Origin of the sequence: Desulfobulbus sp., assembly GCF_031547805.1 — a bacterium.
In the GTDB taxonomy this organism is placed as follows: Bacteria; Desulfobacterota; Desulfobulbia; order Desulfobulbales; family Desulfobulbaceae; genus Desulfobulbus.
Genome location: NZ_JAVBRQ010000017.1, coordinates 1 through 25,114 on the forward strand (window position 1 = coordinate 1; position 25,114 = coordinate 25,114).

Below are 25,114 nucleotides of genomic sequence, written 5' to 3' on the forward strand. Positions count from 1 at the left end.
TTGGCGGTCAGCTTTGTCGGCTTGAACGGGTATGCGGTCATTTTCATAACTCCTTGTCATAAAAGGAAATTTATGACAAGGGCCGCAGTGACCCCTCGTTGATTTGTCAATAAAATTCAGCATGTTGTCAGATTTTTTTACTAAACCCCTTGCTGCATATTCCTAACCGGACATTACTGAGGACGACTAGCTCATTACATTCCGGCAGTACTATTGGTTATTTTTTCCAAAAACCATATAGTTCTGCCTTTTGATTCGATCATTTCTACGCCCTGACCCCGCCTCGCTCTGCGCTGGATGGCTTCTCTTGCCATTTCTCTCTGGATACATTTCACCTGCATGCGCAGTCAGAAGCATTCCAACGTGGTCACAATCGCTGAACCAAGACAGATCCTCCGGCAAACGGAACAAAGTGGTCGGGTACCACACTCTGGCTGATCTCTCCAAATTCCAACAGCATTTCACAAGTTAAGACCGAAATAATCGCTCTTTTCTCCCGCCCTTTTCTTTCCCTGCCAACGGCGCATCACGACATCAGGATGAAACTCTGGCTGGCGAACAGGGGTTCGACGACCTCGCCCGCCTGGACCACCAACTGCAATCGGATGCCTTCCACCACATCGACTTCCAGGGCTTCGACCTCTTCCCGGTTGGCCTGTGGCAGCAGCACCAACTGCACTCCGGCCCGCTTGGCGGCCAGCACCTTTTCCCTGATGCCGCTGACCGGCAGGATTCGGCCGGTGAGGGTCATTTCTCCGGTCAGGGCCACGTCCCGCCGGGCCGGCCGCTTGGTGAGCAGGGACAGCAGGGCCGCGAAGATGGTGATTCCGGCCGAAGGGCCGTCCTTGGGAATGGCGCCGGACGGAAAATGGATGTGGACGTCGGCGTCCTTGAAAAAATCCTCGGCAATCCCGAAATCGCCGGCCCGGCTGCGCAGGAAGCTGAGCGCGGTCTGGGCCGATTCGCGCAGGACCTCGCCCAGCGAACCGGTCAGCAGCAACGTGCCCGAACCCGGCATCAGGGCGGCCTCGACGTTGATGATCTCGCCGCCGGTCTCGGCCCAGACCATGCCGGTGGCGATGCCGGGCTGGGGCGCGGCCTCGGCCGCCTCCCGCCGGTATTTACGGGGGCCGAGCAGTTTGGCCACCGCCGGGGCATCGATCAAAAGCTGCTCTTCCTGCCGGTCGGCGGATTTGAGGCAGAGCATGGCGATCTTCCGGCAGACATCGGCGATCTGCCGCTCCAGGCCGCGCAGGCCCGATTCCCTGGTGTAATCGTTGATGACCCGCGATAGGGCCTCGCCGGTCAGCGTGACCGCGGATTTGGACAAGCCCGCCACCTTGAGCTGCCGGGGCAGGATGAATTGCCGAGCGATGTGCAGCTTTTCCCGTTCGGTGTAGCCGGTGAATTCGATGCATTCCATCCGGTCCAGCAGCGGGCCCGGCAGCTTGGTCAGGTCGTTGGCCGTGGCGATGAACATGATCCGGGAAAGATCGAAGGGCAATTCCAGGTAGTGGTCGGTGAAATGGACGTTCTGTTCCGGATCAAGCACCTCGAACAGGGCCGAGGCGGGGTCGCCCCGGAAATCCTGGCCGATCTTGTCGATCTCGTCGAGCATGAAGACCGGGTTGTTGACCCCGGCCCGTTTCAACTCGGTGATGATCCGGCCGGGCAAGGCTCCGACATAGGTGCGCCGGTGGCCGCGCAGTTCGGCCTCGTCGCGCAGTCCGGCCATGGAAAGGCGGATGAATTGCCGTTGCAGGGCCTCGGCGATGGCCCGGCCCACCGAGGTCTTGCCGGTGCCGGGAGGGCCGGTGAAGCAGAGGATCGGCCCCTTGCCCATCTGTACGAAGAGCTTTTGCTCCAGCACCTCCCTGACCGTGCGCCGCAGTTCGTCGAGGTTGACCGGCTTACCCAGGTAGTGGGCCGCACCCTTTTTCAGGGCATCCACCGCCGAACTGACCGTGGCAAAGCCAGTGACCATGATTACCGGCACCTCCGGGGCGCTGCGGTTGATCCGGTCCAGCAGCTCGAGGCCGTCCATCCGTTCCATCTTCAGGTCGGTCACCACCAAATCGATTTCCTTGCGGGCCATCACCTCCAGGGCCTCGGCCCCGTTGGCGGCCCCGTGGCAACCGTAGCCCTCCTTGCCGAGCACGTGCATCAGGTTGGCGCGGGCGATCTCCTCGTCGTCGACAACGAGGATCGATTGCCTGGCCTTGCTGCACAGGGTCTTGGCGGCCAGAAATTCGAGAATCCGCTGCTTGACCTGCCCCAGGCCGTAGTGCCAGGTGTCGAGCACGGCCTGGGTCCGGGCCAGGTCGAGCTTGTGCGGGCTGGAGACGTTCCAGGGCAGGGCCAGGAGCAGTTCGATATAGTTGATGCCCACCGAGTATTCGGCGATGGCCGCATCGGTTTTTTCCAGCTTGTCCAGCTCGCCGGCAATCGCCTCCAGTACCTCGTGGGGCAGCTGGGCCGCCCCGGCCCGCGAGCGGAGCAGCCCAAGGGGGGAAGCCGCCGCTTCGGGTTGCGGTTCGGGCTCTTCGCACGGTTGTGATTTTTTCTTGAAAAACATGGCGCTCCTTGTTGTCGTTGCCGTCCGGGAACGGGAGGCGGCGATCAGGGGCCGGACGATGCCCGCCGACGGGCGATCAGGTCGTCTTTTTTCTCTATCCGGAGATCAGAATCTTGCAATAAAAATGCCGTCCCGACCGGCATCCCTCCGCGAGAACGCCGCTCCTGACCGGCAGACCCGTCAACGCCGCCTGTTCGGCACCCCTATTGCTTCGTCCACTTCGCCTTTCCCCCCTTTTTTACTTCCGCATCATTCCACTTGACCCCGTTCAGCCTGTACCGCTGCAACACCGCCCGACCCATCCATTGCATAATGCAACAGCAAAACCGTGAACCGCACCCATCAAGCCTATCGCTTGTTGCACATTGCAACAGATTTGCCTCGCACCCCGGCTGGCCTCAAAAAAATAACTACACGAAATATCAAGTAAATACGTAACATTTCCCCTCTGGCATGCATCTTGATTAAATCGAGTCATCGCGCCCATCGAACTCTTACCTTCCGACTGCCATGCAGAACCAGACAGCCGCCCATTGCCCGAGTCGGCCCGAGCCGGCCAGAGAGCACGAACCCGCCTACATCATGGCGGTAACCCGCAACGGCCACATGTCCGAGCATGTAATGGAATACGCGGCCTCCGTGGCCCAGCGCCTGGGGTACGCGATCCTGGCGGTCCACATCGACACCCTGCCCCTGTTCAACCGGGGCCAGCGCAGCCGGCTGTTTGCCGCCGCCATGCAGGAAAGCGCGGCCCAGTTGGCGGCCAAGGCCCGACACCGGGGAGTGGCGCTGGAACATCTGGCCGAATTCGGCAAGATCGGCGATGTGGTCGGCCGATTGTGCCGGGGCAAGAAGCGCATCGAGTTTGTCGTCATCGACAAGGGCATCCGCCTGGAGGAGGCGGTCCGCCTGGCCCCTGTTCCGGTGTTCCCGGTCACAACCGACCAACAAGGTCTCTTCGGTAAGACCCTTTTCCCTACCACAACCACCAAAGGAGTATTCGCCATGTCCACCAGCAGCAAACAACGATACGTGCAACGGTGCGTTCTTTTCGGGGCCCTGACCGCGGCCCTGTACGCAGCGGTATTCGCCTACCAGGATCTGGTCATGACCTATTTCAGCAAGGGCGGGGTCTATGCCGTCTTGCCGGTGGCCACGGTGTTTGCGGTTTCCTATTTCCACGGCAATTTCACCAGCTCGTTCTGGTCCGCGCTCGGGATCGAGGCCTCCAGAAAGAGCGGCGCCCAACCGGTCGTCCCGGCAAAACAGGTGACCGGCAGCACGGTGAAGGCCCCCCGGCCAGACACCCGGCCCCGGCTGCGGCTCAACGCCTAGGCGCGTCTCCCGCGCCGATCTTTTGGTTGGCATCGCCGCCTGCACCTCCTGCGCGCGGCGCAGACATAATCGGTCCACAGACTACAGGAGCAGAGTCATGCACGGTCCCATCGGGGAAGTAATCCAGTTTATCGATCTCAACGCCTACACCATCGCCTTTCTCTTTCTGGTCGGATTCATCGGCGGCCTGGTCAGCGGATTCATCGGTTCCGGCGGCGCCTTTGTCCTCACTCCGGGCATGATGAGCCTGGGGGTTCCGGGCACGGTCGCGGTGGCCAGCAACATGTGCCACAAATTTCCCAAGGCCCTGGTCGGGGCGATCAAGCGGTACAAATACGGCCAGGTGGACATCAAGCTCGGCTTGATCATGGGCGTTTTCGCCGAAATCGGCGTCCAGGCGGGGATCATGGTCCAAAAGCGCATTCTCGACACCTGGGGCCAGGCCGGCTCCAATCTTTATGTTTCCCTGATTTTCGTCCTGGTGCTGGTGACGGTCGGCTCCTTTGTCATGCGCGACGCCATGCGGATGAAGCGGTCGCGGACCGAAACCGACTCCGGTCCGAACATCGCCAAGCGCCTGCAGCAAATCGAGCTCTGGCCGATGATCGAGGTCAGGGCGGCCAACCTGCGCATCAGCATGTGGTTCCTCATCCCCGTGGCCTTGGCCACCGGCATGCTGGCCGCCACCATCGCGGTCGGCGGCTTCATCGGCGTGCCCGGTTTGATGTACATCGTCGGCGTCACCAGTATCGTGGCCTCGGCCACCGAACTGGTCGTGGCCTTTGTGATGGGGCTCGGCGGCACCCTGGTCTGGGCCTACTACGGCATGGTCGACATCCGCCTGGTCCTGATCATCCTGGCCGGTTCGCTGTTCGGGGTACAGCTGGGGGCGATCGGCACCACCTATGTCAAGGAGTACATGATCAAATACGTCATGGCCACGATCATGCTGATCGTGGCGGTCAGCCGGTTTCTCGCCCTGCCCAGATACCTCAACGAGCTGCACCTGATCGTGATCGACGATTTCCTGGTCGGGATCATGAACAAGATGAGCTTCGGTATCATGTGCCTGGCCCTGTTGATCGGCGCCTCGATCATCCTGACCAGCCTGTTCAAGGCCCGGCGCCTGGAGCGGGCGGCAACGGGTTTGGCGTAAAGCCGCGGCATCGGGAGGACTCCACCATGCCTGCGCGCATCGCCATAATTCTCGTTGCCGTCGATCCGGGAAACGCCAGCCAAAACGCCTTGCGCCAGGGCCTGGGGCTGGCGCTTTTTCTCAGGGCCGAGTTGGTTGCGGTCTCGGTCACGCCCCGCTACGAGGGGAACATGCACCGCTGGAAGATCAGCAATGCCGACGAGCAGCTCAGCGAGCCGTTCAAACGATGCCTGGAGGAGGCGGGGCGGATCGCGGCCGAAAACGGGCAGGAGTTGTGCACCATCCACACCGTGGGCGACCCGGTGCAGGAGATCGTTCGCACCGCCGAAGAGCAACAGGCCGGCCTGCTCCTGCTGGGATACCCCAAGCGGACCCGGATCGAGCGGGTGCTGCTCGGTCGGACCTCGGCCAAGGTGATCGGCGGCAGCCCCTGCGACGTGCTGATGGTGCCGGAACAGGCCACGGTCAATTTTTTACGCATTTTGGTGGGGATAGACGGATCGAGCTTCAGTACGGAAGCCGGACAGCGGGCCCTGGGCCTGGCACTTGCCTTTGGCGGCGAAATCCATGCCCTGACCGTGCTCGACATCCCGGTCGAGCGCGGTTTCCTCTACGGGGTGCTGGACGAGGCTCGGCAGAAGAGCTTTCCGCCGCTCCAGACCCTGGCCGGCCAGGGCCAGCGCCTCGGGGTACGGGTGGTCACCGAAATCCGGGAAGGCTCGCCCTATGCGACCATCGTCAACTACAGCCTGGAAAAGGACATCGAACTGATCGTACTGGGGAGCCACGGCCGGACCGCCCTGGCCGACATTCTCATGGGCAGCGTGGTCGAGCGGGTGCTCTCCCTCTCGTCGCGTCCCACCCTGGTGGTGAAAAAAAGATGAACGGGTTGGTTCGGGCCGGACGCCGCCATCGCCGCGCGGGGATGCGGAAAAGCGCCGGCCGGTCTCGGCCGCATCGACAAGGAGGTGGAATATGACCTGGAGTATTGCATTGATCGGCCTGGCCGCAGCCGTCGGTCTGATCCATCTGGTCACGACGGCCGTGCAGGGTCTGGCCGGATTGCGGGGCCGCCGGGCGAAAGATGAACAGCGCCTACAGGCGGCCGGAGGCGAACGGGGCGACTGGTATGTGTTTTTCCACTGCGCCGAGCTGCTGGGCAGGAAAACGAACAAAAAGGCAGTCGAGCGAGATGAACGGCGGCAGATCGCCGCTGCGAAGCCGCCCCGCCGGCCGCGCCCCGGAATCGGCCTTTAGCCCGCCTGAAGACGCCCGGCTCGGTGCTACCGCCGCCGTCGGTGGGGGCGTTTTTTGCCGGCACCCTCGCCGACACGGCTGGCCGGCCCTCCCTTGCCGCCGCTGCGGGGCGGCCTGGCCGCCCGCTTGTACTCGGTAATCAGCAGTTCGTCCTCGGCCCACTGGGTGGGGATGGAGTGGCCGATATAGGTCTCGATGTCCTCCAGCGACAGCGCGCCCCGCTCGTCGGCCAGCGAAATGGCCTTGCCCGTCGCCCCCGCCCTGGCGGTGCGGCCGATCCGGTGCACATAATCCTCGCTGTCTTCCGGCAGGTCGTAGTTGACCACATGGGAGACCCCCTCGATATGCAGCCCCCTGGAGGCCACGTCGGTGGCGATCAGGATCGGCAGCTTGCCCGCCTTGAAATCCCGCATGATCCGCAGTCGCTTTTCCTGGGGGACATCGCCCGAAATCATCCGGCTCGTGCAGTCGTTGGCCGTCATCAGCGCCTGCAGCCGTTCGCCCTCGCGCTTGGTGTTGACGAAAATCATCACCCGTTCCATGGCCTCGCGGCGCAGCAGCCCCAGCAGCAGGGGAAATTTTTCCTTGCCGGCCACGTGGTAGAGCACTTCCTCGATATTGTCGGCGGTGAGATGGTCGCGGTTGACCTTCACCTGCTCCGGCATGTTCATGAACTCGTAGGCCAGCTCCATCACCCGGTGGTTGAGGGTGGCGGAAAACATCAGGTTCTGCCGCCGGTCATAGGACGGCAGGCGGCGGAGGATGTAGCGCAGATCGCCGATGAAGCCCAGGTCGAACATGCGGTCGGCCTCGTCGATCACCAGCATTTGGACGTGGTCGAGCCGGCACACCCCCTGTTTGAGGTAATCGATCAACCGTCCCGGCGTGCCGATGACGATGTCGACCCCGGCACGCAGGGTCTCGCGCTGCTTTTCGTAGTCGACTCCGCCGTACACGGCCAGGACGGAGAAGCCGCAATGCCGGCCGAGCAGACGGGCGTCGTGCTCGATCTGCACCACCAACTCCCTGGTCGGCGCCAGGATCAGGGCGCGCGGCTGGCTGCCGCCGTTGTCCACCCGCAACAGCCGATCGAACAGAGTGATCAAGAAGGCGGCCGTCTTGCCGGTGCCGGTTTGGCCCTGGCCGGCCACATCCTTGCCCGCAAGGCTTAAGGGCAGGGTCAGGGCCTGGATGGGGGTGCATTCGGTGAAACCCGCGTCCGCGATCCCCTGGCTCAGGGATTCGGGCAGGGGCAGGGTGTGAAAAAGCATGCAACTCCTTTGATTGAGATGGGGCGGTGGCCGGGGCGGCAAGGCCGTCCGCCGGTTTAGTCCACCTTGAAATTGAGGACCAGGGAATCCCGGGGAGGGATGAATTGGCGGTAGACGGTGTCCGATTTCTCCAGCATGATCTTCGAGGCCCGCACCGAGTCGGTTTCCTTATACTTGTCGGAGAGATAGATGATCTCGCGGATGCCGGCCTGGATGATGACCTTGGTGCATTCGTTGCAGGGAAACAGGGCCACGTAGAGCCGGCAGTCCCGCAGGTCGTTGATGATCGAGTTCAGGACCGCGTTGAGCTCGGCATGGCAGACATAGGGGTACTTGGTGTCGAGGTAGGAGCCTTCCCGGGCCCAGGGCAGCTCGTCGTCCGAGCAGCGCCAGGGAAAGCCGTTGTAGCCGACCCCGACGATCTTGTTGCGGCTGTTGGCCACGCAGGCGCCCACCTGGGTGTTGGGATCCTTGGAACGGTGGCCGGAGAGGATGGCCACCGCCATGAAGTATTCGTCCCAGGAGAGATAGTCGGTGCGTTTGCCGGTCATGGGGTTTCCCCCGCGGCCTGCCGGGCTTGCTGCGCCTTGAACTGCCGCCGCCGCTCCCGCCAGTCCGGGGCGGTGCCGGCCGCTTTTTCGACGAATTTCCTGATGGCCTGGAAATACAGGGGACCGGCCTCGGCGATCAGCGTGTTGTGGCCGGCCCTGGGCACGATCTGCATCTCCTTGTTCTTGGCGCCGCTCTCCGCCTGGAGGGTTTCCGCCTGCCACAGGGGAATCAGCTGATCGTACTGGCCGTGGAGGATGAAGGTCGGCTTGGTGATCCGCGCGATCTTGCCGGTGTTGTCGAAGGTCTGCTCCTCGCCGATACCCATGCCGGCGAGATCGATCCCCAGCACCTTGGCCAGGGGCAGGGTTTTGGCGAATCCCGATTCGATGATCAAGCCGGTGATCGCCTCCTGGTGGGTGCAAGCCACATCGATGGCGCTGGCGCTGCCCAGGGACCGCCCCATGACGAACAGGGCGCCGGTGTAGCCGTGGCCGGCCAGCCATTCCTTGAGGGCCAAAAACACGGCGTTGCTGTCCGGCAGCAGGGTGCTGGCCAGGGGCGAGCCGGTACTCCAGCCGTAGCCGCGGTATTCGGTCACCAGAAGGTTGAGGTTTTCCCGAACGTACATCGGGCCGACCTCGTCGTAATCGGGGATGATCTCGCCGTTGCCATGGAAGAAAATCAGGGTGGGCGAGGCGGGGGCATGGCTGTACAGCCGGCAGGCGATGGTCACCCCGTCGGCGACCGGGACATCGATGTCGATCGCGCCGGCGGGCGGCGTGGTTCTGGCCACCTGGACGGGGTGGAACAGCAGCTGGGTAATTTCTGGTCGATCCATGTGCGTAAGCCTGGCAGAGGTATGAATTGGGGTTGACGGTTCCGCCCGGCAGGTGGCGGCTAAAAGCGCGAGAACCATGACCACCGGGCAGAAACAACGGGCAAGCCATCGGACACACGCCCCCGGGCCCAAGGGCCGGGTTCGGACAGGCGCGGCATTCAGGGGATCGGAACGCATGGCGGACGGGAATCGGAACATCGGGGAATCGAAAACCAAAACCGCAATCAAGGTCATGTTCGTTTCGCTATCAACTCTCGCTCCTTACCCCACCTGGCCGTATTTGTCAAAATGTCGTTCTGCCAACGACCAAGCCCGGCGGTGCACTCGTCCGCCCGCGCCGTTCAACCGCACGCCGGCCTTCGGGCCGGCCCTGTGATCGCTTGCATTCCCGAAAGAATGTTTTTATTGTACATTAATGGACTGTCACGCTCGCCCGGCGTTTATTGCAGCACAACGCCACAGCCCTTCGAATAGGTGCAGGATGCCCCGACACCTCTTCCTTGCCGCTCTGCTCGCCCTCCTCCTTGCTCCCGGCCAGGCGGCCGCCAGCAAGATAGCTGCGCCGCGCCAGCCGCGTCTGGCCGCCCCGCCTGCCAAGGCCGCGGTCCAAAAGCGCTCCGCCCCACCCCGTTCCGGCCCGAACCAGAAAGTGCGCCAGACCCCGTTTGTCCGCTTGTGCCGGATGATCGTCGACAACAGGTACCTGTTCGGCTCCTTTGCCGATTTCGGCCTCATGGCCTTTGACCCGAACATTGCCGACCGCATTCTCCTCACCCCGGAAACGCGCTGGGCCTTCGGCCGGATCGCCTTTTCCCTGCCGCGCGGCGCGTCGGCATCGGCGTCCAGGTCCGCCGCCAACAGGGAGATTGCCATTCAACCGCTCGATGTCGACGCGGGCCCGTTCACTCCCTTTTTCGGTACCCCGTTCCGGCCCCTGGCCGACATCTGGCGGATCCCCAAAAACTTGAGTCTGGCTGCCATCGGCATGGAGCCCGACTTCGAGACGGATTCGTTCCAACCGTCGCGCACCAGGGGGCGCGCCGCAAACGACAGCGGCCTGCATTCCTCTGGCAACGGCGCCGACAGCGCTCCGCTGGCGTACCGGTACGCCATGGACAAAAAAACCTCGGTCAATGCCAAGGTGGAATGGATTCAAAATCTCGGCGACACCACCGGCATGAAGCCCGACCTGGAGGAACCGCGCGACGACGGTTCGTCCGCCAACAAGCTGCCCGGCGTGAACCTGAACCTGGGGGCAAGCTACAAGTCGTTCACCCTCTCCGGCGGCTATATCCGCGCCCTGGACAACCGCACCTCGGCCGATCTCGCTGCGGCCGGCGAGGAAAGCGATCCCGTGGCCTGGAGCAGCGAGCTGGCCTATTCCACGGAGCTCATGCATCGGGAGACCACCCTGGCCGTCGGCTATCTGCGCGCCTCGGACGGGCTCCATGCCTACCTGCCGGAGGAACGCTACCGGACCAGGGCCTCCATGGCCATCTCCGATTCCGCCATCCTCAGCCTCGAATACTACCTGGACCGGGAGGACGTGCCCAATAACAACGGCGATACGGACGGGTACGGCATTACCACCAAGATCGGCTTCGGTTTTTAATCGGCGCGGCCAACCCTCCGGCACCGGCTCCGCAACCGGACGGCGCAACGCCCATTCCCCTGGCGGCCCGTGCCGAACGGCTCAAGCGGCCCGAACCGCCCAGGCCCGATCCGCCGTGCCCTCCGCCAGCAACCCGGCCAGCTGTTCCCGGATGGCGGCCGCCGCCGCCTGATCGACCTCCTCTTCGCCGACATAGACGGCCACTTCCACCGGACGGGCCGGACCGGCTTCCCGCTGGATGGCGATGTCGGCGCAGACCTCCACCCCGGGATACTCCACCTCAAGGTAGTCGACGATGATCTGCCCCCGCAGGTCGGCCAGATTATCGGCGCTTTGTTCGACGTCGTATCCCTCTTCTTGAAACAGGCTGCCGGCCATGATGCAGTCGGCCACAATGATCCGTTTAATCGCCTTGCTCGCCACTTGTCCGCTCCTTTGTGCTCATGAATCCCGCACGGCTCAATGCCGCTGCTCCCGGAATCAGCTCTATACCACAGTGCCGCCGGACGGCCAAGCGGGAAGGCACGGGCCGGTCCACCGGGCGCCCCTGCGCCCTTTTTCCTAGGCGGGCGGACCGGGATCATTTATAGTGTTGCCGAGAATCAAGAAGATGGCAGCCACACCTCTCGATCCGATCCCCCGGACCGAGACGGCGGGCAGCACAGACCCAATCCCCTGGGAACCGTCTTCATGACCGCCCCGGCCCGGTTTGGAGTCCATGCCTTGATCCCCCTGCCCCATAGCAATGAGGAAACACAGATGAAATTTTTTACCACCGCCTCCAGCGTCCTCACCCTCCTGCTGGCCGTGTTGACGAACGATGCCGGCGCCGGCGTTTCGATCAGCATCGGCGACCCCGGCTTCTACGGCCGGATCGACATCGGCAATTATGGCGAGCCGCGCCTGATCTACAGCGAACCGGTGATCGTCCGGCGGATCAGCACCTGGTATCCGCCGATCTATCTGCGCGTGCCGCCCGGCCACCTCAAGCACTGGTACAAGCACTGCAATGCCTACAACGCCTGCGGCCGTCCGGTCTACTTCGTCGACGACGCCTGGTACCGCGATGTCTATGCGCCCCGCTACCGTGAATACCGCCGCGTCGTTGTCCCGCCGCCTCCCCGCAGGCCGGTCTATTACGACTACCGCCGCTACGAGAACAGGCCGCCCCAGAGAATCTATACCCATGATGAATACCGTCGGGACGGCTATCGGCATAACGAATATCGAAAAGACCGGTATCGCGGGGACAAGCATCGCGGGGACGGGCACCGGGGAGACAAACACCGGGGCCATCGGTAACGGGCGGGACGCAACATGCCAATGCATTGCGCCAAGCAAGCCGCGCGGCCATGGTTCCTGTTCGCCGTCCCGGTGCTGGGGCTGCTCTTGGTCGTCCTGGCCGCCAAGCCACTGCCCGCCGGAGATTCCATCACCTGGATGGAGCCGAACATGCCGCCCTTCACGATCCAGGATGGACCGGCCAAAAACCAGGGCTACGGCGACATCGTCACCACCGTGCTCCAGCGGTACCTGTCCGAGTACGACCATTTCATCATGATCACCAATGTCACCCGCCACTTCCAAAAGTTCAGGGATGGGGAAAAGGTGTGCGGCGTGGGCCTGTTTCGGACACCGGAACGGGAAGCCTTCATGTACTTTTCCCTGCCCAGCCTGCTGGTCATGCCCCCGGCGTTCATCGTCAAAAAGGACAGGCAGGCCGAATTCGGTCCGGCGGCACGGGTCAGCCTCGAGTCGCTGCTCCAGAACCGGCGGATTGTCATCGGCCTGAGCCGGGACCGCTCCTACGGCGCGCCGCTCGATGCCATCCTGGCGCGGCATCGGCAGCAGGCGCAGCTGGTGTATTACAACGGCCAGCAACTCACCGACAATTACCTCCGGATGCTGATGCTCGACCGGATCGACGGGCTGCTCGTCCTGCCGGACGAAGCCTTGTATCATGCGGAGAAAATGGGCCTGCGGGACCGGATCACGGCCCTGACCGTCGAAGAAACCCAGCGCGATTACCGGGGTTGGATGAGCGCCGTGGCCTGTCCGAAAAACGCCTGGGGCAAGGAGGTGATCGACAAGGTCAACGCCATCCTGCTCGCGCAGCGGCCGACGGCCCCTTACCAGGCCGCCTACGAGCGCTGGCTCGATGGGGCCGCCTTGGAGCGCTACCGCACCCTTTACCGCGAGGTCTTCCTGACGTCCCCCTATTGATTCCAGACAGCCGGCCGGAAAAACGCTTCCGGCCGGTGGCCGGCTTTACTTGTTCTTGCTCTTGCGCTTGGCAATCTTTTTCGACGATTGCTTCTTGTACAGCCGCCGGGCCTCGGCCAGGCGTTTCTCGCTCTTTTCGATCAGCAATTCCTGGGCCGAACGCTTCTCTTCCTTGGCATCGGGACGTCTCTGGATATAGCTGCCATCGACCTGCATCTCCCAGGCGCCGCGACGGTCCGCCAGCTGCAGGTTGAGGATTTCCCGCAGCTGCGCCTGCAGTGTCGGCGACTCGATCGGCGCCATCACCTCCACCCGGTGGTCCAGGTTGCGCCGCATCAGGTCGGCCGAGCCGATGTAATACTCTTCCTGGCCGTTGTTGCGGAAATAATAGATGCGCGCATGTTCGAGGAAGCGGCCGACGATGGACGTCACCCGGATGTTGTCCGACAAACCCGGAATGCCGGGCCGCAACAGACAACTGTCGCGGATGATCAGCTCCACCTTGACCCCGGCCTGCGAGGCCTGGTACAGGGCGGAGATCACGTCCATGTCGGTGAGGGCGTTGCTTTTGAGCTGGATCAGCCCCTGGTTGCCCTTGCCCTGGTGCTCGATCTCCCGCTTGATGTTCTCCACCAGCGTCTTCTTCAGTTTCCGGGGAGCGGGCAGCAGCTTCTTGTAATTCCGTGCCGAGTAGCCGAGGGTCAGGAAGTTGAAGAACTCGGTGAGGTCGTTGCAGATGTCGGGGGCGCAGGTGAGCAGGCCGAGGTCGCTGTAGGCCCGTGCCGTGCCGGCATGGTAGTTGCCGGTGCCGATGTGGGCGTAGCGCCGAAGGCCGTTATAGTCGCGCCGGACCACGAAAATGACCTTGGAGTGAGTCTTCAGGCCGACCACGCCGTAGGTGACGTGCACGCCGGCCTGCTCCAGGTAGGTGGCCCAGTGGATGTTGGCCGACTCGTCGAAACGGGCCATCAGCTCGACCACCACCGCCACCTGCTTGCCGTTGCGGGCCGCATCCAGCAGGTACTGGATGATCTGCGAGTTGGCCGAGGTCCGGTACAGGGTCATCTTGATCACCAACACCTTGGGGTCGGTGCTGGCCTCGCGCAGAAACCGTTCCACCGAGGAACTGAACGATTCGTAGGGGTGCTGGAGCAAAAACGGCCCCTCTTCCCGGATCAGGTGGAAAATATTCGGAAAATCACCGGCAAGCTTGTAGTGGTCCAGCGGCAGGTGCGGGGGATAGTGGAGCGCCGGCTTGTCGATGCCCACGATCTCCATCAGATCGCGCTTGCCCATGATGCCTTCGACGGTAAACACGTCCTTGCGGGAATTGATGCCCAGCTGGAAGGCCAGCATGCCCCGGTGCTGCCGGGTCATGGCGGGGTCCACCTCGAGCCGGACTACCTCGGCGAACTTGCGGTCCTGCAGCGCGGTCTCGATCATGGACAGCAGGTCCACCGCCTGGTCCGGCAGATGCTCGGTGATGGCGTTGCGGGTCACCCGGAAGAGTTCGCAGCTCTCGATCACCATGCCGGGGAAGATGGTTTCCAGGTTGTTGGCGATCACGTCCTCAAACAGCACATAGGTATGCCTGGACGGGTCGACCCGGATGAACCGGGGGATGCCGGTGCCGGAGGTAGGCACCTTGATCCGGTTGAGATAGACATGCTCGGCGTCGCTGAGGCGGGTGGCCACCAGGAGATTCAGCGACAGGTTGGAAATGAAGGGAAAGGGATGGGCTGGGTCCATGCCCTGCGGCGTCAGCAGGGGGTAGATGGAGTCGCGGAAATAGCTGCCCATTTTCCGGCGCTGCTCCTCGTCGAGCTCGCTGTACTTGACGATGAGAATCTTTTGCTTGGCCAGCTGGGCGAGCAGCTCGCGTTCCATGGCCTCCTGCTTTTCCAGGAGGTCGCGGACCGTGGCGTAGCTTTCGTCGATCTGCTGCTGCGGCGTCCGCCCGTCCTGGGAAAGCAGTTTGAGCCCAGCCCCGACCTGCTGCTTGAGGCCGCCGATCCGCTTCATGAAGAATTCGTCGAGATTGGAGCCGATCACCGCAAGAAAAAAGACGCGCTCAAGCAGCGGGTTGCGCACATCGGCGCTTTCGTTAAATACCCGCCGGTTGAACTCGAGCCAGGTCAATTCGCGGTTGAGGTACCATTCCGGCGAGGAGAGATCGAACACCTTGTCGCTCTTGCCGCCCGCACCGTTCTTGGGATCGGCCGCCTTAGCCCCTGCATCCGCTTTCACCTCCGCACCCATTGCATCCTCCCCTCGAGAGATTCACGAAATTTCCACATTATGTAATCATACCGCAGTTTAGGGACAGGAGGTAGTGATTTTTCCGAAGACCGCGCCCGGCCTTGCCGATGGGCGGGCAAGGCCGGTAAGACGGTGGCAACGGGACGAGGAAGGAACAGTCGATGGGGCGAGCAGGCAGGCGCGGACAGGCTATTGGACGCGAAACGGTCTCAGTTCCCCGCCAGGGCAGCGACAATCCAGCCCAGGACAGGGCCGGGAAAAAATCCCAGGCCGAGCACCCCGGCCAGGCACACGCCCAGGACGGCGCGCATGCCCGGCGAGAAGTTCAGGCAGGCGCTGTGATCGGCCTCGCTCATGTACATGAGGCGGACCACCCGCAGATAGAAAAAGGCCGAGATGGCGCTGAAGAGCACCGCGCCCACCACGGTGAGGGGGTAGCCGGCAGCAAAGGCGGCCTTGAGCAGGTAGAACTTGCCGATGAAGCCACCGGTGGGGGGAATGCCGGTGAGGGAGAAAAGGAAGACCAGCATCAGGGCGGCAACCACCGGATGTTTGCCGGCCAGCCCCTTGCAGTCGTCCAAAGACTCGCGGCGCTCCCCCGGCGCTGCCAGCAGGATGAGCACCGCAAAGGCGCCCAGGTTCATGAACAGATACACAGCCAGATAGGCCATGGTGGCGGCCATGCCCTCCTCGGTGCCGGCCACCAGGCCGAGCAGGGCGTAGCCGGCATGGGCGATGGAGGAATAGGCCAGCATCCGCTTGAGGCTCTGCTGGCAGAGGGCGGTGATATTGCCCACCGCCATGGTCAGCAGGGCCAACGCCGCCAGGATCGGTCCCCAATGGCTTTGCAGCTCCGGCAGGCCATAGAACACAATCCGGCCAAAAATGGCGAATCCGGCTGCCTTGGGCCCGATCGACATCAAAGCGGTGACCAGAGTCGGCGCCCCTTCGTACACATCCGGGGTCCAGAGATGAAAAGGTGCCACCGCCACCTTGAAGCACAGCCCCGCCAGCAGCAGGCCGAGCGCGGCCAGCAGGGCCGGATTGGCCGCCACTTTCATGGTGGCGACCGTCTCGGCGATCCGGCCGATGTCGGTGGTCCCGGTCAGGCCGTAAAGCAGCGACACGCCAAACAGCAGCAAGGCCGAGGCAAAGGCGCCCATGAGAAAATACTTGATCGCCGCCTCGCTAGTCCGCCCGTCGCGCTTGTGGAGCCCCACCAGGGCGTAGACCGGCAGGGCCATCAATTCCAGCCCGAGATAAAGCACCATCAGGTCGCCGGCCGAGGCCATGAGCAGCATGCCCACCAAGGAGAAAACCAGCAGGCTGTAGTATTCGCCCTGGCGCCCGCCCACGGTCTGCCAGAACTGCTCGCTGATCAGGGTGGTCAGGATCGCCGCGCCCAGGCAGATGACCTTGAAAACCATGGCATAGCCGTCGGCCAGGAACATGCCGCCAAAGGCCGAGGTGGGCCGCGCGCCCAGGATCATGAGCAGGGCGGCGATGCAGCCGACCACGGTCAGCCAGGGCAGCGCCTGCCGCTGGCGGGGAATGAACAGGTCGCAGCCGACCAGCAGCACGCCGATGCCGATCAACAGCAATTCCGGCAAGATGGGGTCCAGGGCGGTCCAGGTGACAGCCGCAGTTTGTATCATGATCGATCCTCGTTCAAATTCGCTTGCAATCATCCTTGTTCAGGGAAGCCGCGCCAGGGCGGACGGCAGCGCCGTTTCCGTTCCCGCCAGACCCACGCCATGGACCTGGTCGAGCAGGTGCCCCACCGAGACATGGAGAAAACCGAGCAAGGCATTGGGATAGAGCCCGATCCACAGAATCAGGAACGCCATGGGCGCCAGGGTGGCGATTTCCCGCAAATCGAGTCGCGGCAGGCCCCGCATGCCCTCCTTGACCTCGTTGAAAAAAACGCGCTGGTAGAGCCAGAGCATGTACCAGGCTCCGAGAATCAGGCCGGATGCGGCGATCACCGCGGACCAGGGCCGGCTCTCGAATCCGCCCAGCAGGATCAGGAATTCGCCGACAAAGCCGTTGGTGCCGGGCAGGCCCACCGCCGCCAGGGTAAAGAGCAAAAAGAAGCCGGCAAAGACCGGCATGGTCGAGGCCAGGCCGCCGTAGGCCGCGATTTCACGGGTATGGGTGCGTTCGTAGATCATGCCCACCGCCAGAAACAGGGCGCCGGTAACCAGACCGTGATTGATCATCTGCAGGATGGAGCCCTCCAGCCCCTGCTGGTTCAAGGCGAACAGGCCCAGGGTGACGAAGCCCATATGGCTGACCGAGCTGTAGGCGATCAAGCGTTTGAGATCGGTCTGGGCCAGGCAGATGATCGCGCCGTAGACAATGGCGATCACCGACAGCACCAGCATGGGCTGCATCATCAGCTGGGTGGCGTCCGGCAGGATGGGCAGGGAGAAGCGCAGAAAACCGTAGGCGCCCATCTTGATCAGCACCCCGGCCAGGATCACCGAACCGGCGGCCGGGGCCTCGGTATGGGCGTCGGGCAGCCAGGTGTGCACCGGCCACATTGGCACCTTGACCGCAAAGGCGGCGAAAAAGGCCCAGAAGAGGATGAGCTGCAGCTTGAGCGGATAGGCCTGCCCGGCCAGCTTGAGGATATCGAAGGTGCGGCCGCCGTGCTGGTACAAAAGGATGATTCCGACCAGCATCAGCAGGCTGCCCACCAGGGTGTAGAGGAAGAACTTGACGGTGGCGTAGATCCGGTTGGGGCCGCCCCAGATGCCGATGATCAGGAACATCGGAATGAGCATCGCCTCCCAGAACACATAGAACAAAATGAAATCGGTGGCGCAGAACACACCCATCATGGCGCCTTCCAGCAGCAGCACGGCCACGAAGAATTCCTGCACCTTGTTGGTGATCGCCTCCCAGGACACCAGCACCGACACCACGATGACCAGGGCGGTGAGCAGCAAAAACAGGATGCTGATGCCGTCGATGCCGAGGCTGTAGTTGATCCGCAGGGCCGGAATCCAGGCATGCTGCTCGACGAACTGCATCACGTGGGTCGACTTGTCGAACAGCAGAACCAGCGGCAGGGTCAGGCACAGCTCGATCAGGCTGACCAAGAGCGCCAGGGTCCGGATGGTGGCGACCTGCTGGCGAGGCACGCACAACAGCGACAAGCCGCCGAGGATGGGAAAGAAGATCAGGATGCTGAGCAAGGGCATGGACATCGCGAGGTTTCCGTAAAAGTTCGGGTTAGAGGCCGATCAGCAGCATGGCCACCAGGGCCAGGGCGCCGCCGCCCATCCAGGCCAGGTAATGCGAAACCTGTCCGTCCTGAAGGCGCCGCAACCGCTCGGCCGCCAGGGCGATAAGCCGGGGCAGCCCGTTGACCGCGCCCTCGATGCAGGCCAGGTCGACGATGCCCAGCACCACCTTGCGGCCGAATGCCAAGGTTGGCCGGACCAGGAGCAGGTCGTACAGCTCGTCGACATAGTATTTGTTGAGCAGCAGCCGGTGGATCGGGGCCAGCCGTTCAGCCAGCAAACCTGGCAGGTGCGGCCGCATGCGGTAGAGATAGTAGGCCAGGCCGATGCCGCACGCCCCGGCCAGGATCGAGCCGCCCATCAGCAGGGCCTCGGTGGTGGCGCCGACCTGGACATGGGGATGGCCGAGCACCGGCGCGAGGAAATGGGCCCAGTGGTTGTCGCCGCCCAGCAGGGACGGCACGCCGAACCAGCCTGCGGCCACCGCCCCGACCGCCAGCAGCATCAGCGGCCAGGTGACCACGGCCGGCGATTCGCAGAGGTGATGCCGCTGCTCCTCGCTGCCCCGGAATTCGCCGTGAAAAACGAGGAACAGGAGGCGGAAGGAGTAGAAGGCGGTCATGAAGGCCACCAGGGTGCCGACCCCCCAGGCGAACTTGCCGGCGGCCAGGTCGGTGTTGAAGGCCATCAACAATATCTCGTCCTTGCTGAAGAAACCGGCCAGGCCGGGCACGCCGGCTATGGACAGCGAGGCCAGGAGAAAGGTCCAATAGGTAACGGGCATTTTTCGCTTCAGGCCGCCCATGGCCCGCAGGTCCTGCTCGTGATGCATGCCCAGGATCACCGAGCCGCAGCCGAGAAAGAGCAAGGCCTTGAAAAAGGCGTGGGTGAACAGGTGGAAGATACCCGCCGAATAGGCACCCACCCCGCAGCCGATGAACATGTAGGCCAGCTGGCTGACCGTGGAATAGGCCACCACCCGCTTGATGTCGGTCTGGACCAGGGCGATGGTGGCGGCGAACAGGGCGGTGACGGCGGCGAGCACGGTGATCAGGTTGAGGATCGCGGGCACCAGGGAGAAAATCGGGCTGCAACGGGCGACCAGAAAGACGCCGGCCGTGACCATGGTGGCGGCATGGATCAGGGCGCTGACCGGGGTCGGCCCTTCCATGGCATCGGGCAGCCAGACATGGAGCGGCATCTGGGCCGACTTGCCGATCGCGCCGCAAAAGAGCAAGAGCGCGATCAGGGTGGCGGCGTCGATCGGGTTGCCGAACAAGTTGATGGTCTGTCCCTCCAGCTCGCCGACCCGGCTGAACACCTCCTGGTAATGGAGGCTGCCGAACAGGGTGAACACCACGAGCAGCCCGAGCAGAAAGCCGAAATCGCCGAACCGGTTGACGATGAAGGCCTTCTTGCCCGCATCGGCGGCCGACCGCTTGTTGAAATAAAACCCGATCAGCAAATAGGAAGACAGCCCCACCGCCTCCCAGCCGAAAAAGAGCTGGAGGAAGTTGTTGGCCAGCACCAGCATCAGCATCGAGAAGGTAAAGAGACTCAAATAGGCGAAAAATCGATAATACCCCTCCTCGCCCTTCATGTAGCCCACCGAATAGATGTGCACCAGGGAGCTGACGCTGGTGACCACGATCAGCATCACCGCGGTCAGTTGATCGACCAGAAAGCCGACCGAGACCACCAGATTGCCGGAATGGATCCAGGTGTAGATATCCTGGTTGACGATCACGCCCGACCGGACTCGGCAAAAGGCGGCCAGGGCGCAGCAGAAGGAAAGCAGCACCGCGACGATCGGCAGCCAGTGGGCCCGCGTCCCCCAGCGTCTGCCCGCAAGCAGGGTGATGACAAAGGAGGCCAGCGGCAACAACGGAATGGCGAGCAGGGAGGCCGGCATGTTCTTATCCCTTGAGGTGGTTGATGGTATCGACGTGCACGCTGCGCCGGCTCCGATAGAGGGCGATGGCGATGCCCAAGCCGATGGCGGCCTCGGCCGCGGCCACGGTGATGATGAAGAAGGTGAAGGCCTGGCCGCGGACGCTGTCGAGGAAATGGCTGAGCGCCACCAGGTTGAGGTTGACGCCGTTGAGCATCAGCTCGATCGACAAAAACATGACGATCACGTTGCGCCGGGTGAGGAAGCCGCACACCCCGATGCAAAACAGGACGATGGCCAGGGCCATGTACCAGGACAGGGGGATCATCGGCCCACCTCCCGGCATTCGGTGGCGGGCTCCGGCCCGGCACCCTCGCCTGCTCCGTCGCCTGCCCCGTCGCCTGCTCCATCGCTTTCGTCGGCGGCTTGATCCCGGCGCGCCAGCACCAAGCCGCCGATCAGGGCCACCAGCAAAATCAGGCCCGCGATCTCAAAGGGCAGCAGATAGGTGGTAAACAATTCCTGGCCCATGGCCTTGGTATGGGTGGCCTGGCGGATGGCGTCGACGGTCCACACCCCCTTCTCGCCCAGGGTGAAGGCGGGGATGGTGGCGATCAGGCCCACGGCCAGGCCGGTGGCGATGATCCGTCCGAGCCAGGCATTGGGCACAAAGGCGGTCAAGTGGAGTTCCTCGCGCAGGCTGACCAGGAAAAGCACGAACAAATAGAGCACCAGAATGGCGCCGGCGTAGACGATGATCTGCACCGCGGCCAGGAACTCGGCGTTCAAGGTCAGGTACAGCCCGGCCATGTGGAAAAACAGCACCAGGACCATGAGCACGCAGTGGACCGGGTTGCGCAGACTGATGGCCAACAGGCCGCTGGCCACGATCATCAGGGCGCAGTAGCCGAAAAAGAACTGGGGAAACATCAAGCCTCCTTATGCGTGTTCCGGGGGAAGATGCCGTTGCCATTGCCGCCCCACCACTTGCTGCTCGCCGCTCCATTCGGGCGGCACCGGCAGCCGTTTCGGCGCGGGCAGGTCGCGTTCGGCAAGCCCACGCGGCCGCCAGAACGGGTTGACATAGACATCGACCGGCATGTCCAGCTGGGCCGCGAACCGATCCCAGTTGGCCAACAGCTGTTCCTTGGTGAAATACAGCGAGGGCCGGTCGTAGCTGCTGTACTCGAAGACCTCGGTGAGCACGATGGCGTTCACCGGGCAGACCTCCTCGCAAAAGCCGCAGTAGACGCAGCGCAGGGCCTCGATCCGGTAGCAGTCGATCATCCGGCGGCTGCCCGGCTCCTTGTCCTTGTGCGACCGGATGCGGATGCAGCGCGACGGGCAGACCATGGCGCAGCGCATGCAGCCGACGCACTTGCAGTCGCCGGTGGCGGGATCGCGCACCAGGGCGTGCTGGCCGCGGAAGCCGGGGCGGATCCGGGGCTTCTCGTCCGGGTACTGGCGGGTGATCGGCCTGGAAAAAAGGCGCTTTAAGGTCAAGCCCATGCCCTGGAGGATTTCGATCTGGAAAATGGTGCCCAGAAGGCCGCGCCGGGGTTTGTACCGAATCTGCATAATGCGTGTCTTTTCCTCCTAGTCGAGGATCGCCTTCAAGCAGGCGGTGAGAACGATGTTGGCCAGCGCCATCGGGATCAGCACCTTCCAGCCCAGCCCCATCAGCTGGTCGTAGCGGTAGCGCGGCAGGGTGGCCCTGATCCAGATGAACACGAACATGAACAGATAGACCTTGAGCACGAACCACAGCGGCGGGAAAAAGGGAACCGGGAAAGGCCCGTTCCAGCCGCCGAGAAAGCAGATGGTGGCGATGGAGGCCATGACCATCATGCCGATGTACTCGGCCATGAAGAAAATGGCGTACCGCATGCCGCTGTATTCGGTGCTGTAGCCGGAAACCAGTTCGGTTTCCGCCTCGGGCAGGTCAAAGGGCACCCGGTTGGTCTCGGCCAGCATGCTGATGAAGAAAACGAAAAAACCGATGCACTGCGGCATCAGGTACATGCCCAAAAACCGGTCGCCCTGGGCCTCGACGATCTCGCTCAAGTTGAGCGAGCCGGCCAGCAGCATCACCCCGACCAGGCTTAAGCCCATGCTGATCTCGTAGCTGATGACCTGGGCCATGGAGCGCATGCCGCCCAGAAAGCTGTATTTGGAGTTCGACGACCAGCCGGCCAGGACCACGCCGTAGCTGGCCAGCGAGCTCATGGCGAAGACGAACAGCAGGCCGATGTCGATGTCGGCCAGCACCCAGCCTTTGGCAAAGGGCAGCACCGCCAGCGAGGTCAGCATCGCCACCAGGCAGATGATCGGCGCGGCCAGGAAGGTCGGCCGGTCGGCGTTGTCGGGGATGATGTCTTCCTTGAAAAAACTCTTGATGCCGTCGGCAATGGGCTGAAGCAGGCCGTGCCAGCCGACCCGCATCGGTCCCAGCCGCACCTGCATGTGGCCGATGATCTTGCGCTCGAAATAGGTGGCGTAGGCCACATGGAGCATGACCACCGCAAAGAGGATCACGATCCACAGCAGCATCAGCAGGATATCCATACAAGCTCCCGAAAATTCGACATTCGGTTGACAGTGCGATCACCGGTCGGACTCGCCCAAGACCACGTCCAGGCTGCCGATGTTGGCGATCAGGTCGGCGATCAGCTCGCCCTTGGCAATCGCGGCCAGGGCCCCGATATGAATGAACGAGGGCGAGCGGATGTGCATCCGGTAGGGCCGGTTGTTGCCGTCGGAGATAAAATAGAAGCCCAGTTCGCCCTTGGGCACCTCGGTGGCCACGTAGACGTCGCCGGAGAGATAGAGATTGCGGTCGCGGATGAGCTTGATCAGCCCGGTGCCGTAGGCGTTGGTCCCGGCTTCGATGCGGGCCGGCGCCTTGTTGGGCATGACCAGGTCCGGGGCGTCCGGGCCGACGATCGGGCCGGGCGGCAGTTGGTCGATGCACTGCTGGATGATCCGCTCCGACTGGTGCAGCTCTTCCATGCGGCAGCGGTAGCGGGCGTAGATGTCGCCGTCGCTGCCCAGGGGCACCTCGAAGTCGACCAGGCCGTAGGCATCGTAGGGCTGGTGCTTGCGCAGGTCGTAATCCACGCCCGAGCCGCGCAGGCAGGCGCCGGTCAGGCCCAGTGCCAGGGCCTCCTCGCCCGTGACCTTGCCGATGCCCACCGTGCGCTTGAGCCAGATGCGGTTGGTGTCGATCAGGGTTTCGTATTCTTCGATCCGGGAGGGAAAGATGTCGAGGAAGCGTTGCAACTCGTCGATGAAGCGGACGGTCACATCCTGGCGGACCCCGCCGATCCGGGGATAGGAAAAGGTCAGCCGGGCCCCGCACAGCTCCTCGAACAGATCCAGCAGGATCTCGCGTTCGCGGAAACAGTAGAGGAAGACCGTCATGGCGCCGATGTCCAGGGCATGGGTGGCCAGCCAGAGCAGATGCGAGCAGATCCGCGACATCTCGGCCACCATGGTGCGGATATACTGGGCGCGCAGGGGCACCGAGATGCCGAGCAGCCGCTCCACCGCCACGCAGTAGCCGACGTTGTTGGCCATGGCGGCGATGTAGTCGAGCCGGTCGGTGAGGATCAGGGTCTGGGCATAGGTCTTGTTTTCCGCCAGTTTCTCAAAGCCCCGATGGAGATAGCCCACCTGGGGGGTGCAGGCGACGATGGTTTCGCCGTCCAGTTCGAGATCGACCCGCAGCACGCCGTGGGTGGCCGGATGCTGCGGCCCCATGCGCAGGGAGTAGCGCTCGCCCTCGCCGTCGGCCACCGGGATTTCCATGTTTTTGGCGATCGGTCGGGTCATGGCTCGTCCTCCTCGGGTGCCGCCTGTCCGTGGGCATGGCCGTCCGGATCAAAGCCGAACCGGTCGAGTTCCCGCACCTTGGCTTGCAATTCGGTCATGCCGGCCCACTCCTCCTTGCCCTTGAGCGGATACTCCTTGCGCAGGGGATGGCCGACCCAGTCGTCCGGCAGGAGCACCCGCCGCAAATCGGGATGGTTGTTGAAACGGATGCCGAACAGATCGAACGTCTCCCGTTCCAGCCAGTTGGCGCCGGGCCAGAGTTCGACCACCGAATCGATGGCCGGGTCCTTGTCCCCCACCTCGGCCCGCACCCGGATTTCGTGGCGCAGCGGGATGGAGTAGAGGTTGTAGACCACCTCGAACCGCGACAGCCCCGGCTCCCGGCGGCGGGCGTTGTCCACCCCGCACAGGGCGCGAAGATGGTCCATGCGGATGGTCTCGGCGGTCCGCAGCCAGCGGAGGATATCGACGATCCGCCCCGGCCGGACAACCACCGCCGCCTGGCCCTGATTGAGGTAGCTATGCAGAATTTCGTCAGGAAATTCTGCCCGCAGCCGGTCGGCTATCGCCATTGACTCCATCGGTATTGTTCCTTGCGAATCTTTTCCTGAAGTTGCAGAAAGCCTTCGAGCAACGCCTCGGGGCGCGGCGGACAGCCGGGCACATACACGTCCACCGGGATGATCTGGTCGACGCCCTGGGTGACCGCGTAGGTGTCGAACACCCCGCCGCTGCAGGCGCAACTGCCCATGGCCAGGACATAGCGGGGCTCGGGCATCTGGTCGTAGACCCGCCGCAGCACCGGCGCCATCTTCTTGCTCAGGGTGCCGGCCACCACCATGCAGTCGGCCTGGCGGGGGCTGGCGCGGAAGAGGACGCCGAAGCGGTCGAGATCGTTGGTTGCGGCGCCGGCATCCATCATCTCGATGGCGCAGCAGGCCAGGCCGAAGGTCACCGGCCAGATCGAACCGGCCCGACCCCAATTGACCAGTTTGTTCAACGGGCCGAGAATGGCGTTGGCGCCGGGAATGAGCCGGACGCCCTCCTCCAGCCGGACCATGGCCGG

The 25,114-nt window shown here is 63.3% G+C and carries 23 protein-coding genes; 7 read left to right on the forward strand and 16 right to left on the reverse strand.

The window, feature by feature from the left end:
• Window positions 1-526: 526 nt before the first annotated feature.
• Complete coding sequence (gene lon, locus RMR13_RS06100) at window positions 527-2,575, reverse strand: endopeptidase La (RefSeq protein WP_310599749.1); 2,049 nt, start codon at window positions 2,573-2,575, stop codon at window positions 527-529.
• Window positions 2,576-3,085: 510 nt separating this feature from the next.
• Between lon and RMR13_RS06105 the strand changes: the two genes are divergently transcribed.
• The 4 genes from RMR13_RS06105 to RMR13_RS06120 all read left to right on the forward strand — a co-directional run bounded on the left by RMR13_RS06105 (window position 3,086) and on the right by RMR13_RS06120 (window position 6,323).
• Complete coding sequence (locus RMR13_RS06105; protein WP_310599750.1) at window positions 3,086-3,910, forward strand: hypothetical protein; 825 nt, start codon at window positions 3,086-3,088, stop codon at window positions 3,908-3,910.
• A 97-nt stretch (window positions 3,911-4,007) separates the two neighbouring features.
• The gene (locus RMR13_RS06110) at window positions 4,008-5,066 is read left to right on the forward strand and encodes a sulfite exporter TauE/SafE family protein (protein ID WP_310599751.1); all 1,059 of its coding nucleotides are present in this window, start codon (window positions 4,008-4,010) and stop codon (window positions 5,064-5,066) included.
• Between the two features lie 26 nt (window positions 5,067-5,092).
• Entirely contained in the window at window positions 5,093-5,950 is an 858-nt protein-coding gene (locus tag RMR13_RS06115) for a universal stress protein (protein WP_310599752.1), read from the forward strand.
• Between the two features lie 91 nt (window positions 5,951-6,041).
• Window positions 6,042-6,323 (forward strand): hypothetical protein, encoded by a 282-nt coding sequence (locus RMR13_RS06120; protein WP_310599753.1) that lies wholly within the window; start codon window positions 6,042-6,044, stop codon window positions 6,321-6,323.
• 26 nt (window positions 6,324-6,349) lie between these two features.
• Here the strand turns inward: RMR13_RS06120 and RMR13_RS06125 are convergent, their stop codons facing one another.
• The 3 genes from RMR13_RS06125 to RMR13_RS06135 are packed head-to-tail and all read right to left on the reverse strand — an operon-like array spanning window position 6,350 to window position 8,984.
• Entirely contained in the window at window positions 6,350-7,594 is a 1,245-nt protein-coding gene (locus RMR13_RS06125) for a DEAD/DEAH box helicase (RefSeq protein WP_310599754.1), read from the reverse strand.
• A 56-nt stretch (window positions 7,595-7,650) separates the two neighbouring features.
• Window positions 7,651-8,145: a dCMP deaminase family protein gene (locus RMR13_RS06130; RefSeq protein WP_310599755.1), complete on the reverse strand. Its 495-nt coding sequence runs from the start codon at window positions 8,143-8,145 to the stop codon at window positions 7,651-7,653.
• Entirely contained in the window at window positions 8,142-8,984 is an 843-nt protein-coding gene (locus RMR13_RS06135; RefSeq protein WP_310599756.1) for an alpha/beta hydrolase, read from the reverse strand. Before RMR13_RS06135 ends, RMR13_RS06130 begins: the two co-directional genes overlap by 4 nt.
• Window positions 8,985-9,465: 481 nt before the next feature.
• Here RMR13_RS06135 and RMR13_RS06140 point away from each other — a divergent pair, with 481 nt between their 5' ends.
• Window positions 9,466-10,596 carry a hypothetical protein gene (locus tag RMR13_RS06140; RefSeq protein WP_310599757.1) on the forward strand — a complete coding sequence of 377 codons (1,131 nt, stop codon included), beginning with the start codon at window positions 9,466-9,468 and terminating at the stop codon, window positions 10,594-10,596.
• 81 nt (window positions 10,597-10,677) lie between these two features.
• On the opposite strand, the gene RMR13_RS06145 is transcribed toward RMR13_RS06140, so the two are convergent.
• A complete protein-coding gene (locus tag RMR13_RS06145; protein WP_310599758.1) occupies window positions 10,678-11,019 on the reverse strand; it encodes a hypothetical protein in 342 nt (113 codons plus the stop codon).
• A 336-nt stretch (window positions 11,020-11,355) separates the two neighbouring features.
• Between RMR13_RS06145 and RMR13_RS06150 the strand changes: the two genes are divergently transcribed.
• Entirely contained in the window at window positions 11,356-11,898 is a 543-nt protein-coding gene (locus tag RMR13_RS06150) for a hypothetical protein (RefSeq protein ID WP_310599759.1), read from the forward strand.
• 15 nt (window positions 11,899-11,913) lie between these two features.
• A complete protein-coding gene (locus RMR13_RS06155; RefSeq protein WP_310599760.1) occupies window positions 11,914-12,819 on the forward strand; it encodes a TIGR02285 family protein in 906 nt (301 codons plus the stop codon).
• A 45-nt stretch (window positions 12,820-12,864) separates the two neighbouring features.
• Here the strand turns inward: RMR13_RS06155 and ppk1 are convergent, their stop codons facing one another.
• The 11 genes from ppk1 to RMR13_RS06210 all read right to left on the reverse strand — a co-directional run bounded on the left by ppk1 (window position 12,865) and on the right by RMR13_RS06210 (window position 25,108).
• Window positions 12,865-15,078, reverse strand: a complete 2,214-nt coding sequence (gene ppk1 / locus RMR13_RS06160; protein WP_409070269.1) for a polyphosphate kinase 1 — start codon at window positions 15,076-15,078, stop codon at window positions 12,865-12,867.
• A gap of 209 nt (window positions 15,079-15,287) precedes the next feature.
• Complete coding sequence (locus tag RMR13_RS06165) at window positions 15,288-16,733, reverse strand: NADH-quinone oxidoreductase subunit N (protein WP_310599762.1); 1,446 nt, start codon at window positions 16,731-16,733, stop codon at window positions 15,288-15,290.
• 39 nt (window positions 16,734-16,772) lie between these two features.
• Entirely contained in the window at window positions 16,773-18,290 is a 1,518-nt protein-coding gene (locus tag RMR13_RS06170) for an NADH-quinone oxidoreductase subunit M (protein WP_310599763.1), read from the reverse strand.
• Window positions 18,291-18,315: 25 nt separating this feature from the next.
• Entirely contained in the window at window positions 18,316-20,238 is a 1,923-nt protein-coding gene (nuoL, locus tag RMR13_RS06175) for an NADH-quinone oxidoreductase subunit L (protein WP_310599764.1), read from the reverse strand.
• A gap of 4 nt (window positions 20,239-20,242) precedes the next feature.
• Window positions 20,243-20,545: an NADH-quinone oxidoreductase subunit NuoK gene (gene nuoK / locus RMR13_RS06180; protein WP_310599765.1), complete on the reverse strand. Its 303-nt coding sequence runs from the start codon at window positions 20,543-20,545 to the stop codon at window positions 20,243-20,245.
• On the reverse strand, window positions 20,542-21,147 hold the full coding sequence (locus RMR13_RS06185) for an NADH-quinone oxidoreductase subunit J (protein ID WP_310599766.1): 606 nt from the start codon (window positions 21,145-21,147) through the stop codon (window positions 20,542-20,544). The genes nuoK and RMR13_RS06185 overlap by 4 nt, the downstream gene beginning before the upstream one ends.
• A 9-nt stretch (window positions 21,148-21,156) precedes the next feature.
• Window positions 21,157-21,795, reverse strand: a complete 639-nt coding sequence (nuoI, locus tag RMR13_RS06190) for an NADH-quinone oxidoreductase subunit NuoI (RefSeq protein WP_310599767.1) — start codon at window positions 21,793-21,795, stop codon at window positions 21,157-21,159.
• Between the two features lie 18 nt (window positions 21,796-21,813).
• The gene (nuoH, locus tag RMR13_RS06195) at window positions 21,814-22,782 is read right to left on the reverse strand and encodes an NADH-quinone oxidoreductase subunit NuoH (protein ID WP_310599768.1); all 969 of its coding nucleotides are present in this window, start codon (window positions 22,780-22,782) and stop codon (window positions 21,814-21,816) included.
• Window positions 22,783-22,821: 39 nt separating this feature from the next.
• Complete coding sequence (locus tag RMR13_RS06200) at window positions 22,822-24,048, reverse strand: NADH-quinone oxidoreductase subunit D (protein WP_310599769.1); 1,227 nt, start codon at window positions 24,046-24,048, stop codon at window positions 22,822-22,824.
• The gene (locus tag RMR13_RS06205; protein WP_310599770.1) at window positions 24,045-24,629 is read right to left on the reverse strand and encodes an NADH-quinone oxidoreductase subunit C; all 585 of its coding nucleotides are present in this window, start codon (window positions 24,627-24,629) and stop codon (window positions 24,045-24,047) included. The genes RMR13_RS06200 and RMR13_RS06205 overlap by 4 nt, the downstream gene beginning before the upstream one ends.
• Window positions 24,611-25,108, reverse strand: a complete 498-nt coding sequence (locus tag RMR13_RS06210) for an NADH-quinone oxidoreductase subunit B family protein (RefSeq protein ID WP_309413171.1) — start codon at window positions 25,106-25,108, stop codon at window positions 24,611-24,613. Before RMR13_RS06210 ends, RMR13_RS06205 begins: the two co-directional genes overlap by 19 nt.
• Window positions 25,109-25,114 lie beyond the last annotated feature (6 nt).